The 12,360-nt window shown below is 51.9% G+C and carries 15 protein-coding genes, 1 tRNA gene and 1 pseudogene; 8 read left to right on the plus strand and 9 right to left on the minus strand.

What is annotated here, in order from left to right:
- The first annotated feature begins 37 nt into the window (after positions 1 to 37).
- From rpmE to aguB, 3 genes are read left to right on the plus strand one after another with little or no spacing between them, the layout of a single operon-like run.
- Positions 38 to 313, plus strand: coding sequence for a 50S ribosomal protein L31 (gene rpmE, locus P3X23_RS04305; RefSeq protein WP_300873475.1), 276 nt, complete (start codon positions 38 to 40; stop codon positions 311 to 313).
- Positions 314 to 322: 9 nt separating this feature from the next.
- The gene (locus P3X23_RS04310; RefSeq protein WP_300873476.1) at positions 323 to 1,351 is read left to right on the plus strand and encodes an agmatine deiminase family protein; all 1,029 of its coding nucleotides are present in this window, start codon (positions 323 to 325) and stop codon (positions 1,349 to 1,351) included.
- The gene (aguB, locus tag P3X23_RS04315; protein WP_300873478.1) at positions 1,348 to 2,205 is read left to right on the plus strand and encodes an N-carbamoylputrescine amidase; all 858 of its coding nucleotides are present in this window, start codon (positions 1,348 to 1,350) and stop codon (positions 2,203 to 2,205) included. The genes P3X23_RS04310 and aguB overlap by 4 nt, the downstream gene beginning before the upstream one ends.
- Here the strand turns inward: aguB and P3X23_RS04320 are convergent.
- Together P3X23_RS04320 and P3X23_RS04325 are read right to left on the minus strand one after the other, a co-directional pair.
- Positions 2,198 to 3,361, minus strand: a pseudogene (locus tag P3X23_RS04320) (MFS transporter); the annotation flags it as partial. The gene aguB and the pseudogene P3X23_RS04320 sit on opposite strands and share 8 nt — an antisense overlap.
- 15 nt (positions 3,362 to 3,376) lie before the next feature.
- A complete protein-coding gene (locus P3X23_RS04325) occupies positions 3,377 to 3,535 on the minus strand; it encodes a hypothetical protein (protein ID WP_300873480.1) in 159 nt (52 codons plus the stop codon).
- An 86-nt stretch (positions 3,536 to 3,621) separates the two neighbouring features.
- Between P3X23_RS04325 and P3X23_RS11945 the strand changes: the two genes are divergently transcribed.
- The gene (locus P3X23_RS11945) at positions 3,622 to 3,894 is read left to right on the plus strand and encodes a spore coat protein U domain-containing protein (RefSeq protein ID WP_367186511.1); all 273 of its coding nucleotides are present in this window, start codon (positions 3,622 to 3,624) and stop codon (positions 3,892 to 3,894) included.
- Here P3X23_RS11945 and P3X23_RS04330 read toward each other — a convergent pair.
- Both P3X23_RS04330 and P3X23_RS04335 read right to left on the minus strand, forming a co-directional pair.
- On the minus strand, positions 3,891 to 4,262 hold the full coding sequence (locus tag P3X23_RS04330; RefSeq protein WP_300873482.1) for a ferredoxin-thioredoxin reductase catalytic domain-containing protein: 372 nt from the start codon (positions 4,260 to 4,262) through the stop codon (positions 3,891 to 3,893). The two genes, P3X23_RS11945 and P3X23_RS04330, sit on opposite strands and share 4 nt — an antisense overlap.
- Before the next feature lie 76 nt (positions 4,263 to 4,338).
- Positions 4,339 to 4,411, minus strand: a tRNA-Ile gene (locus P3X23_RS04335).
- A 136-nt stretch (positions 4,412 to 4,547) separates the two neighbouring features.
- Here P3X23_RS04335 and P3X23_RS04340 point away from each other — a divergent pair.
- Both P3X23_RS04340 and P3X23_RS04345 read left to right on the plus strand, forming a co-directional pair.
- Entirely contained in the window at positions 4,548 to 5,699 is a 1,152-nt protein-coding gene (locus P3X23_RS04340) for an aminotransferase class V-fold PLP-dependent enzyme (RefSeq protein WP_300873484.1), read from the plus strand.
- Positions 5,700 to 5,996: 297 nt separating this feature from the next.
- On the plus strand, positions 5,997 to 6,347 hold the full coding sequence (locus tag P3X23_RS04345; protein WP_300873486.1) for a hypothetical protein: 351 nt from the start codon (positions 5,997 to 5,999) through the stop codon (positions 6,345 to 6,347).
- Here the strand turns inward: P3X23_RS04345 and P3X23_RS04350 are convergent.
- The 5 genes from P3X23_RS04350 to P3X23_RS04370 all read right to left on the minus strand — a co-directional run bounded on the left by P3X23_RS04350 (position 6,344) and on the right by P3X23_RS04370 (position 11,543).
- The gene (locus tag P3X23_RS04350; RefSeq protein WP_300873488.1) at positions 6,344 to 6,616 is read right to left on the minus strand and encodes a DUF3143 domain-containing protein; all 273 of its coding nucleotides are present in this window, start codon (positions 6,614 to 6,616) and stop codon (positions 6,344 to 6,346) included. The two genes, P3X23_RS04345 and P3X23_RS04350, sit on opposite strands and share 4 nt — an antisense overlap.
- Entirely contained in the window at positions 6,613 to 7,089 is a 477-nt protein-coding gene (locus P3X23_RS04355) for a J domain-containing protein (RefSeq protein ID WP_300873490.1), read from the minus strand. Before P3X23_RS04355 ends, P3X23_RS04350 begins: the two co-directional genes overlap by 4 nt.
- Before the next feature lie 8 nt (positions 7,090 to 7,097).
- Positions 7,098 to 8,318: a type II secretion system F family protein gene (locus tag P3X23_RS04360; protein ID WP_300873491.1), complete on the minus strand. Its 1,221-nt coding sequence runs from the start codon at positions 8,316 to 8,318 to the stop codon at positions 7,098 to 7,100.
- A gap of 35 nt (positions 8,319 to 8,353) precedes the next feature.
- Positions 8,354 to 9,451, minus strand: a complete 1,098-nt coding sequence (locus tag P3X23_RS04365) for a type IV pilus twitching motility protein PilT (protein WP_300873493.1) — start codon at positions 9,449 to 9,451, stop codon at positions 8,354 to 8,356.
- 67 nt (positions 9,452 to 9,518) lie between these two features.
- A complete protein-coding gene (locus tag P3X23_RS04370) occupies positions 9,519 to 11,543 on the minus strand; it encodes a GspE/PulE family protein (RefSeq protein ID WP_300873495.1) in 2,025 nt (674 codons plus the stop codon).
- A gap of 265 nt (positions 11,544 to 11,808) precedes the next feature.
- Between P3X23_RS04370 and P3X23_RS04375 the strand changes: the two genes are divergently transcribed.
- On the plus strand, positions 11,809 to 12,021 hold the full coding sequence (locus tag P3X23_RS04375) for a hypothetical protein (RefSeq protein ID WP_300873497.1): 213 nt from the start codon (positions 11,809 to 11,811) through the stop codon (positions 12,019 to 12,021).
- Positions 12,022 to 12,219 (plus strand): lipopolysaccharide assembly protein LapA domain-containing protein, encoded by a 198-nt coding sequence (locus P3X23_RS04380; protein WP_300873499.1) that lies wholly within the window; start codon positions 12,022 to 12,024, stop codon positions 12,217 to 12,219.
- Positions 12,220 to 12,360: the final 141 nt, after the last annotated feature.

The raw sequence follows: 12,360 nt of genomic DNA on the forward strand, positions 1-12,360 counted from the left end.
TTTTTGTCTTTTACTTCTCGTTTGTGGTGAGCCTCCTATGCCAAAACCCAACATTCATCCCCAGTGGTATCCCGAAGCCAAAGTCTATTGCGATGGTGAAGTGGTAATGACGGTTGGTTCCACAAAACCCGAACTGCACGTGGACATCTGGTCAGGCAACCACCCCTTCTTCACAGGCACCCAGAAAATTGTTGATGCCGAAGGGCGAGTGGAACGCTTCCGCCGTAAATATAGTGGTGCTAAGCCCCAACAAGCCGCTAAAGGGAAAAAAAACACCCCTAAACCCACACCCAAAATCAACAAAAAGGGCTAATTGCTCTTCATGTCCCCCTTTTTTCAGCCCGCTGAGTGGCTGCCCCATCGCGCCTGTTGGTTAGCCTTCCCCAGTCACGAGGATTTGTGGGGAGAGTTACTACCGCAGGTGCGCTTGGAGTTTGCTGCACTGTGTCGAGCGATCGCCGATCCCGATCCCGTGACGGGTCACTGCCGAGGAGAGCAACTGAAAATTTTGGTGCTGGATGCAGTGGGAGAATCCACTGCCCGTTCTTACCTAGGGGATTTGAATCCACAGTTTTATCAACTCCCCTTTGGCGACATCTGGCTGCGGGATACGGCTCCTGTGGGCTTAATCAATGCAGCGGGGGAGCGCCGTCTCCTCTGTTTGCCTTTTAATGGTTGGGGCAAGAAGTATCAACTCCCCGGCGACAGTGACTTGGCTGTACGCCTTGCCCTAGTTCTTGGTGTCCCCTGTGGGGCGGTACCGCTATTCTTGGAGGGGGGAGCGATCGAAGTCGATGGTGAAGGAACCTGCCTCACCACTCGTCAATGCCTCCTTAATCCTAACCGCAACCCCAACTTAGATGCTGAGGAGGTGGAAGCCCGCCTCAAGCCAGCTCTTGGCGTGAGCAAAGTCCTCTGGATTGACTCCTGTGGCCTTGCCAATGACCACACGGATGGACACATTGATACCCTTGTGCGTTTTGTAGCCCCCGCAACAGTGGTCTGTATGTTGCCCGAAAGCGCTGAGGATCCCAACCACGAGGTCTTGGTGGCCATTTACGAACAGTTGCAAACCCTGACGGATGCAAGAGGCCGCTCCCTAACAGTGATCCCGGTGCCCTCGCCGGGGCGGATCACTAGCCGAGCGGGGGAGATTTTGCCGGCTAGCTATGTAAACTTCTACATTGCCAATACCACGGTGGTTGTCCCCACCTATGGTGTCGAAGCTGATGCCAAAGCTGTTGCAGCGATCGCTAAGCTCTTTCCGAGTCGCAGAACCATTGGCCTTCCCGCACGGACGATTTTAGAGGGAGGAGGCGCCTTCCATTGCATTACCCAACAGGAATTATGAGAACACTGACTGTTGCTGCCATTCAAGCTCAACTGACCGATGATGTTGAGACCAATATTCTGCACCTCAGCGATTTGGTGCGGCAGGCGCATCAACAGGGAGCACAGGTCATTGTCCTGCCAGAGCTATTTGAGGGGCACTATTTTTGTAAGGAAGAGCGGGAGATTCACTTTCGGCGGGCACGCCCCCTGAAAAATCACCCAACGATTGCCCACTTTCAAGCTTTGGCGCGGGAACTGGAGGTGGTCATTCCCGTATCCTTTTTTGAAAAGGCGGGCACCGTCTATTACAACAGTGTGGCTATGATTGATGCGGGGGGAGTCCATCTCGGTGTCTATCGCAAAAGTCATATTCCCGATGGCCCCGGCTATGAGGAAAAGTTTTACTTCCGACCGGGGAATACAGGCTTTCGGGTCTGGCGTACCCGCTATGGCAAAATTGGCGTCGGCATCTGTTGGGATCAGTGGTTTCCAGAGGCTGCACGGGTGATGACCCTCATGGGGGCAGAGGTGCTAGTGTATCCCACCGCCATTGGCAGTGAACCTCAGGATCCGACGCTAGATACCAAAGATCCGTGGCAACGGGTCATGATTGGCCATGCCGTGGCCAATGTGATTCCAGTGGTAGCAGCGAATCGCGTCGGTGATGAGGGGCAGCAAGTATTTTATGGCAGTTCATTTATTGCCAATCCTAGAGGAGATCTAGTGGCTGAAGCTGATCGCCACCAAGAAGCAGTGCTTGTTTATCAATTTGATTTAGAGGAAATTGAACGCCTGCGGGCGGCCTATGGCTTCTTTCGCGATCGCCGACCCGGACTCTACAAAGCTTTGTTGACTGCCGATGGTGTTATCTAATTGCTGTGGGTGGGTTGGTATGAAAGTGTAAGTGCTGGTAACCCTGTAGCCGGTGTGGATGATCCTGTTCGCTGTCGTAATTGTGGGGATGACTATGCCAAAAACCAGTGGGGAGATGCTGCAATTGCCATGGTTGGCTCAAAACGACAAAGGCGATGAGAAGCACTAGACCACCGAGGCCAGTATAGAAAAAGTGTTGGGCTGGAAATTGACTGCCAAACCATCCCGCTAAGGGATAGGCCAAGACCCACCAAAGATGACTCCAAGCAAACTGGGCACCATAGACGCGCCCCTGCAAGTCCACGGCCACTCGCTCAGCAATAATCGTCTGTAGGGGTACATTGACTAGGGTTTTACCCATACCAGCGATCGCCCACAGCAGAGCAAGGCTAGGAACATTGGCACCATAGGCAGTCAGTAGCGGCAGCACGGTCAGTATCCCCCCTAAACCCATTGCCCCCACTGCCCTGGGCCTGCGACAGGAACAACCCCAAATAACCGCAGCTAGGGTAGCACCCACACCAAATGCCGCCATGATTGAGCCGTAGGCTTGACTTCCTGCCTGTAGCGTACCCTGAACATAGCCAACAGTATTCACCAAAATTTCAGCGCCGGCGATCGCTGCCACCAACTGTAGCAGCAACCCGTAGCGAATCGCTCTATCCCACCAAAGGCACTGACTGCCGACGCTAAGCTCCTCAAGAAATCCTCTGTGGGGAGATACCGCTCCTTCTCTAGGGACAATCAAAGCTCTGGGCAGCCAAGCAATCAATCCCGCTGCTACCAAAAACGTCAAGGCATCCAAGAAGAACACTGAACGGGTGTTAAACAGTGCCGCAACACTGCCCGCTATGGCTGGGCCTAAAATACTCAGGAGTTGATATGTGGCATTCGAGAGGGCGATCGCTGCTGGGCACTCCTCAGCAGTTGTCATTACAGGTAATGTCGCCGTATAGGTGGGGGTAAAGAGGGCGTGAAATCCGCTGAGCAGGACTACCAGCAGATACAATTGCCAGCCATCACTGACAAACGGAAATAATGAAACCAAAATCATGCGCACAAGATGGGTTGTTACCATCAACCCCTTGCGATCCAACCGATCTACTAAGACGCCAGCAATAGGAGCCAGTAGCACAAAGATGGTGACCCGCAGGGTTAAGGCAGTTGAAAGCTATAGTCCCGAATTCTCGCCTGCCAACTCAAAAGCAAGGAGTCCTAAGCCAAGCCATGTGAATGCATCCCCAATGAGGTTGATCGTTTGCGCCGCATAAAGACGGGCAAAGGCTCGATTCCCTAGACACCGCAATAGAGGAGAAAGATGCAAAGTCATGGTGACCACCTGAGAATTCCCCACTATTTACTATATCCCCCCTAGGGGGATGTTTAGTAAACAAACTTGCTAATGGCTTATTAGAAATATTCAAGGGTTGGTCATATTGGTCATGCGCGGAGTTTTACCCCTCGACAACTAACTGCTGGAGGCGCCTCGACTACAACTTTTACATTGATTACATTGATACCGCTTACACCCAAATTTGGAGGGATAGTACCGGCAGGAACAGTTTGCGTGCCTTAGGGTCTGTGAACAATGCCCCCACATCCTTTGAAATCTTTAGTTTTATTCCCACCCATCAGTTCGTTCCTGCGAGCAGCTACAGCGATGCAATTGTGGTTACGCTAAAGTACTAAGAAACTGTAAAGCGATTGGTTTCTTCACGAATTTGCTCAAAGGAAATCTCTTGAGCCGTACCCGCAAAGGGATGATCTGGGGTTAGAAAGAGAAGACAGTGACATTCTCGCCGTTCGCGCATGGGGACACAGGGGCAGTTCCAGTAGGCCGCTTCAACTTCTGCTTCTTTGTCTTCATAGTGGCGGCAGGGGCATAGGGGAGAGCCATAGTCATCCTTATGCTTGGCTAATCCCTCTAGGACAACCGCAGTTGTCCCCAAATCTGAGCAAAAGTAGGTTCCCGTGCGCTTGGCGTAGGTTTCCGCAAACTTGCGCATGGCTTCAAGGTTTTTGTCGGAGGCCTGTTGCGGTTTATAGGGGCTACTCATGGCAAAATTTGCGAGATGAAACTTCTTTCAGTTTAGCGGAAGGCATCGCAGGATTCGCGGTGATTGGATTAAAAGATCCAGGGTGCTGGAGTTGAACCAGCCTATGGCGAATTATGAGTTCGCTGCCTCATCCGCTCGGCCAACCCTGGGAAGGTAATTGTTATTTTTCAATATACAGCCCTTTGCCAAAGAACCGAATACACTCAACAGTGGCAGGGGGATAGCCCTTCATTCCTTATACCTCCTCTATGTATCCCCCTGCGGGGGTTGCTTGGAGATTTTGCGATGAAACCAATTTATTTAGATGGACTGGCCACGACACCCGTTGATCCCCAAGTGCTAACCGCAATGCTGCCCTATTTTAGCGATCGCCCCGGCAATGCCAGTAATCGTGCCCATGCCTATGGCTGGGAGGCAGCAGCAGCTATCGGTCGAGCGCGCGAAATCATTGCTGCAGCCCTCCATGCCCATCCCGAAGAAATCATTTTTACCAGCGGTGCCACCGAAGCAGACAACTTGGCGATCAAGGGGGTGGCGGAAGCCTACTACAGTCGGGGTCGCCATATCATTACCGTGCAGACCGAGCACAATGCGGTCTTAGCCCCCTGCCGCTATTTGGAGTCCCTTGGCTTTCGCGTCACCTATCTGGGGGTGGACGAAAAGGGGTTGATTGATCTGACTGAACTGGAACAGGCCTTTACCAGCGAAACCATCTTGGTATCGGTGATGGCGGCAAACAATGAAATTGGGGTGCTTCAGCCCTTATCTGAGATTGGGCGCCGCTGTCGCGAGCGCGGGGTGCTCTTCCACACCGATGCCGCTCAAGCCTTGGGCAAAATTCCCTTGGATGTGCAAGCGCTCCAAGTTGATCTTATGTCCCTCACTGCCCACAAACTCTATGGTCCTAAGGGAATTGGTGCCCTCTACGTGCGGCGCGATCGCCCCCGCGTCCAATTAGCGCCTCAGCTCCACGGGGGCGGTCAAGAACAGGGCTGGCGAGCGGGCACTTTGGCCACTCCCCTGATTGTCGGCTTTGGCACGGCAGTACAACTGGCTCAAGAACGTCAAGACACCGATATTCCCCATCTATGGCGTCTTAAAGAACGGCTGTGGCAGGGGTTGGCCTCCCTTGGGGAAATTTATCTCAATGGGGATTGGCAGCAGAGTTTACCCAACTGTCTCAACGTCAGTATTGGTGGGGTTGAGGGTAATACCCTCCTGCGCTCTATTTATCCCCACGTTGCCCTCTCAACAGGGGCAGCCTGTAGTAGCGAAAAACCAACTCCTTCCCATGTCCTCCTCGCCTTGGGGCGATCGCCCGCCCTTGCCCGTGCCTCGCTGCGCTTTGGCCTATTGCGTACCACTACAGAGACAGAGGTGGATTTTGCCCTTCAGCAGATTCGCAATAGTATTCAGGAACTCCGCCAGCGGCGATAAATGACCTTGTTACATGTTGTTAACAGTTATAATTTCTTGACATAAATTTACAATGTCCTCAAATGTCCATAATGCCATGCCTTTCGTGATCTAAATTACATCTAAAAGCCCTTCTCCGTAAAATTACGCATGATCCCCAAGTTGCAGAGTGCATAGAATAATAACGTATGGTAAACCAACCATTCATGAATAGTTATATCCCCTGTTGATCTCCGACAAAATTTACCCACGGGTGGAAGTGAACAGAGGGAAACTTTTCCATGAAAAGCTCCGATAAAAATTGGGGGGGAACAGAACATGAGAAAGTTATTGCCTGTTACTGCCTACACCATTCGCCGTCTGCTGCGGCAATACCAGGGGCAGCTCAAATCCGTGGTGGTGGAGGGGGCTTGTTTAGTGGCCGATCCCGAAGCAGACTTAAATGCAGTGCTTGAAAGTCTCTATTTAGATGAAGAGGAAGTCTGTACCCAAGTGGCTGAAATTGAGAAGCTTATGATGACCCACCAACTGCTGTTGAAAGCAGGGGCAAAAGAGCAAGCGGCAGCCATTGAAGATCAAATTCTCTGGATTTTTGGCCTGAAGCGAATCAAAGCTCAAACTGGCCAAGAAACTCCCGCAATGCCCCTGATGATGGCTGTGGCTGTTTAAGGGCCTGCAAAAATTGCTTCTTCCACAACAGCACGGGGACAGGAGTACTTAAAAGATCGTTCCACAATACCGCCTTCGAGGCGATCTCGATAAGTCACCTGTAGCTCTTCAATGTCCAAGCAAATCCGCGCTGACCACTGGGAGTGCTCTAACTCCCAGCAATGAATATCTGTTTCGTCCCGCACACAGCCTTTCTGTTGGAGCCAGGCTTCAATTTGTGGTAAAGCATGGTTGTAGAGAGGGGTTTGAGGATTAGGCAAGGTATTCATCCAAGTTCTGAGATGCGACTGACAATTTGCAAGATCCATTCTTGCCCCTGTTGGGACAAACCGACAATCACTGCCAGCACCAGACAACCGACAAACGTCACTCCTAAGATAAACAAGGCAAATAGCTCCCCTGGTGAGAGGGGGCGATCGTCGGAGAGCATCGCGGTAGAACTCCCAGACTCTTGAGAGCGACGATGGGAACTCCCTATCCCCCTTGTACTTGACTGTTTTGATTGTAACCGCAAGCGCAATTGCAAGTCATACCACTGCCGCTGTTCTGGATTCGTCAGCACTGCATAGGCCTCATTGAGGCGATGGAACTCCTCCCGGGCGATCGCTACTGGCAATGTTGTCGTATCGGGATGGTAGAGCTTACTCTTTTCCCGATAGGCACGGCGAATCTCCGCTAAAGAGGCGGTGGGTGCCACCTCAAGAACATCGTAATGGGTGCGCGACGGAGACCGAGGTGCCATGACGAGGGTTATTTGACCAGATCGAAGATCTTGAACATGGGCAAGTACATCGCCACCAGAATTGACCCTACCATACCCCCTAGCACCGCAATCATCAAGGGTTCCATCACACTCGTCAGCGACTTCACCGCCTGTTCCACTTCATCTTCATAGAAGTCTGCCACTTTCATCAGCATCTTATCCAGTTCGCCTGTTTCTTCCCCCACGTTAATCATTTGGGTAGCAAGAACAGGAAACACCCGTTCCTGTTGTAGGGCAAGGCTGAGCATTCCCCCCGTCTGGACTTCCTTCGCGGCACGGTCAATCGCATTGGCGATCACTTGGTTACCCGCTGTAGCACTGACAATCTCAAGGGAGCGCAAAATTGGTACCCCTGAACGGGAGAGTGAGCCAAACGTGCGGCAGAAGCGTGCCACCGCTGTTTTTTCCACCAACTCGCCAAAAAGAGGTAGCTTCAATAACAAACCGTCAATTGTGAGGCGACCATTGGGGGTCTTGTAATAAAAACGAATTCCTAAGACCAAACCAACCACACAGAGAATCAACAAAGCCATGTACTGGGGCGTGCGCAGGAACTGACTAAGCGCCACCATCATGGCTGTAAATGGGGGCAATTCCCCACCCAACTGTTTGAAAATTCCTTCAAAAACAGGGATGAGGAAAATCACCATCCCCAAGAAAATCCCCACTGCCAGCAGACCCACCACAACGGGATACGTCAGGGCAGACTTGATCTGGTTGTTGAGTCGGGCTTGATCCTCTAGCAGTTTGGAGAGGCGGTTGAGTACTTCATCTAGCACCCCCCCGGTTTCCCCGGCTTGAATCATAGCGATGAAAAGATTGTCAAAGGCCTCTGGATGAGGACGCATTGCATCCGCCAAGCTGCTCCCCTGCTGAATGTCGTTGTTGACAGCCATGAGGATTTTTTTCAGTTTTGGGTTCGTGCACTGATCGGCCAACACACCGATCCCGCGCACCAAGGCCACACCTGCGTTCACAAGTGCTGCAAACTGCCGCGCAAAGATGGCCTTGTCTTTCACCGTAATTTTTGCAAGGAAGCTAAGGTCGATGTCGGACTTAAGGGTGAATTTTTGGGCTTCTTTGACCTCTAGAACCTGTACCCCTTGCAGTTGCAAGGCCATGCGTGCTTCCCGCGGTGTTGAAGCTTCCTCGCGGACGGTTTTGTACTTGCCTTGGGCATCCCGTATCCGCACTTCATAGGTTGCCATGACTCAATACCCCTTCTGTTATCAACGATAACTAACTAGCGTGCTGCTGCCGCAGGTGTACCCGTGCCAATGAGACGCTGTAGCTCGTCCTGACGTGAGGACTTGGCCATGGCTGCTTCATAGGTAATGATTCCCGCACGATAATAATCGGCTAGCACTTTTTCGAGGGTCTGCATCCCCAGCTTGCCTCCCGTTTGAATTGCTGAATAGATTTGTGAGGTTTTTCCTTCGCGAATCAGGTTAGAGATAGCAGGGGTCACCACCATGATCTCTTGCGCCATAATTCGGCCAAATTCGCCAGGCTTGGGATTTTTCTTGGGAACCAGGGTTTGGCTAAAGACCGCCACCAACGAGTTCGACAACTGGACGCGAATTTGCTGCTGCTGCTCTGGCGGGAACACATCCACCATACGGTCAACGGTTTGGGCAGCAGAACTGGTGTGCAATGTACCAAAGACCAAGTGACCTGTTTCCGCGGCTGAAATGGCAAGCTGAATCGTTTCCAAGTCACGCATCTCGCCCACGAGGATGATGTCGGGGTCTTCCCGCAGTGCTGCCCGCAGGGCATTGGCAAAACTCTTGGTATCTTCCCCCACTTGCCGTTGGTGGATTAGGCTCTTGATGGGTTCATAGACAAACTCAATGGGGTCTTCAATCGTCAGAATATGCTCGGCGCGGGTTTTGTTGATCAAGTCAATCATCGCCGCCAAGGTTGTGGTTTTCCCTGATCCTGTAGGTCCGGTCACCAAAATTAAGCCCCGTGGCCGCTCAGTCATTTCGCGGACAACGTTGGGCAATCCCAACTGCTCAAACGTGGGAATTTTGGAACTCAAAGCCCGCAAGCAAGCAGCATAGGTTCCCCGATCCTTATAGACATTGACGCGAAACCGTGCTAACCCCCGCACCCCATAGGAGCAATCCAACTCCCAGTTTTGCTCTAGGTGCTTGCGTTGGGTATTGTTGAGCATGCTGAAGATTAGGCGCTGGCATTGTTCTGGGGTGAGTGGCTCGTGATCCGTCGGTGTAAGCTTGCCACTGATGCGAATGTAGGGGGGGATGCCAGCAGAGATATGCAAATCGGAGCCGCCATTGGCCACCACTTCCTCCATTAGGTCTTCAATCATTAGCTCCATAGGGTGTTCCTCGTCTAGGTAGTTTGGTCAACAACACGAAAGTTGTCACTAGATATGAATCATCTTGTCAATCCACAAAGCGGGGTGTCATGCAATAGGGGCATTCTAACCATTCGGGCTGCGCCTCGGCACCACAGGTACGGCAAGTTAAGGAACTTTTACGTTTGGCCTTGAGTTCTGATTCGAGACCTGTGTCCGTAAAGGTGACGCGCTCTACTTCTTCGAGGGTGGTGACGCCTTCTTTGACAAGGTTCAGGCTATAGGCCAAGAGGGTTTTCATGCCCTCTTCAACCGCTGCTTCCTTGATCCGCTCTGTGGGGGCTCCCTCAGTAATCAGGCTTTGGAGGCGCTCCGTCACCCGCATAATTTCATAGACCCCACAGCGCCCTTTGTAGCCAACACCGCCACACTTACTGCAAATGGGCTGGCCACTGGCTTTGGCAGCTTGAATCTGCTCTGGTGTGAGTTTATTTGCTTTGTAGAAGGTCAGGTTCACATCCTTGGAGGCAGATAGCCCAAAGCGCGCTAGTTCTTCACGGCTGGGTGTATAGGGAATGCGGCACTCACTACATACTCGCCGCATTAGTCGCTGAGCCACAACGCCAATCAGGGAGGCAGAGACCATAAAAGGTTCAATCCCCATCTCTGAGAGACGGGCAATGGCACTGGCCGCATCGTTAGTGTGCAACGTAGTTAAGACCAAGTGGCCGGTCAAGGCAGCTTCAATAGCCGTTTTCGCTGTTTCTTTGTCGCGAGTTTCCCCCACAAGAATCACATCGGGGTCTTGGCGGAGAAAGGCGCGCAGAATGGAGGCAAAGTCCATGCCCTTTTCGCGAATCACCTGTACCTGGGTCAGGCCAGGGAGCGTGTATTCAATGGGGTCTTCCGCTGTACTGATGTTGACACCGGGGTTATTACATTCGGCAAGTGCCGAGTATAGTGTGGTGGTTTTCCCTGAACCGGTCGGTCCTGTAACGAGGATTAGACCAAAAGGACGCTTGATCATCTCACGAACAAGCGCAAGGCTCTCAGGGTCAGTAATGAGCTTGTCGAGTCCGAGTTGAGTGGCGGAGTTATCGAGAATCCGCAGTACCACTTTTTCACCCCAGCGGCTGGGAAGGGTATTCACCCGAAAGTCCACCCGTCGGCCTTGGAACATTTTACGGATACGACCATCTTGGGGAGCACGCCGCTCGGCAATGTCGAGGTCAGCCAAGATTTTGAAGCGGGAAACTACAGCGGGTACGATTTTCTTCGGCAGGGGGTCAAAGGCTTGGTGGAGCACTCCATCTTTGCGGAAGCGAATTCGTAAGTATTCCTCTTGGGGTTCAACGTGAATATCAGAAACCCCTTCGGTGAGGGCTTTGGCCAAGATTTTATTCACTAGGGCAATAATAGGTGCGTCTTCTGCCCCTCTTAGAGCTTCAGCAAGGTCAACCTCTTGGTCCCCTTCTAGTTCTTCGAGACCCCCTATGGCTTCGATGTCTTCTTCAATGCTGATTTCACCAATCGCAGCAGGGGCGTTTTTGCTGGCAGCGGTTTCGGCCACCTGTTTGTTGAGAATGGGGTCAATGAGGCGTTGGTAGTCCTCTAAGGTGATGACCATGCGCTTGAGGGTGAGGTTGTGAGCGCGAAGTAAGCGGGTGAGATTGTCAATGGCTTGAAGGTTATCGGGATCCACCATTGCCACAAGCAGATAGGGCGGGTCGGCGTCGAGGTGTTTGGCAACGGGGATGACTTGGTAAGTGCGACAGGTGTCAATCGGTACAATTGTGTTGATCAGTTCCTCGATTTGTTCGGTGGGGAAGCGATTGAGTTCGGGGTCGAGGCAATCGACACCGTAGATGACTTTAAGTTCAAAAAGCTGTTGCTTGTGGTACTGGCGCAACACATCGGGGGGCATGGTGGTGCCCGTAATCTCCTGCAGCACGCTCACTAGGGATTTGCCTGTTTTGCGGGCGGTGTTCATAGCTTCCCGCACCTGATCAATACTGGCGTAACCAGAGGCAACAATAGCGCGTTCTGTGGGGCTGGCGGCTCTGCCGCGCACAGTCAGTGCTTTGCGAGAGGAAGATGACGAGGTGTTGACCATAGGGCGCGTTGGAGTCTAGATGGCTTGCCTACTATAGTAGCAACAACTCTGCCAGAGATTTCATGGGTATTTCGCGGTTTGTTTTTATTGGTATTTTGTTGGCGATTATCGATTATCGTTGTAGATTTTCTGTAACTGCGATCGCCATGTTTTGCACAGGCTGAAAGTTATTGATAATCCTGAGGCACATTAAAAACTATCAGTTATTTTTTCTCCCTGTTAGCGCGTTCTTGCGATTCCCCATCATTCTTTGGAGGTTTGCCCTATGCGTGTCAAGGACTTGATTTTGCCTGTACTGGTGGTCGGTTTGGTCTTTGTCGGTTTTGGCGATCGCTTTTTGCCGGCACCTCTAAGTACGGCCAGTGCCAGTAGCCGCGAGCAACTGAATAGCGTTCTTAAGGGAATGTTTAGGGGTTTTTCTACGTATAACCGCTACCATAAGACGGAGGAGATGATTCGCCAAGCTGAAGGGAAGTAAATGCGCCGCTTTTTGCTGTTTTTACTCTGGATGCTCAGCAGTGGGGCGATCGCCCTTTTTTCGGTACAGAATGCTAAAGCGGTATCCCTAAGATTTCTCTTCTGGCAATCAATTCAAATGCCACTTGGCTTGCTGCTGATTTTTGTGGCAGCGATCGCCCTGTGGCTCCCCTATTTAACCCGTCCCCAACGGCGATGAAGTGGCGCTCCATACTGGCGGTGGGGCTTTGTCTTGTCTTGTTTTTAAGTTGGCAGCCAAGAATGACAGCGCTTCCTGCCCCACCCCTGATTTTAGAGGTGAATCCCACCCATCCCCAAGCGAGTGATAAAGGCAAAGAAC

The organism is Thermosynechococcus sp. Uc (assembly GCF_029335995.1).
Taxonomy (GTDB): domain Bacteria; phylum Cyanobacteriota; class Cyanobacteriia; order Thermosynechococcales; family Thermosynechococcaceae; genus Thermosynechococcus.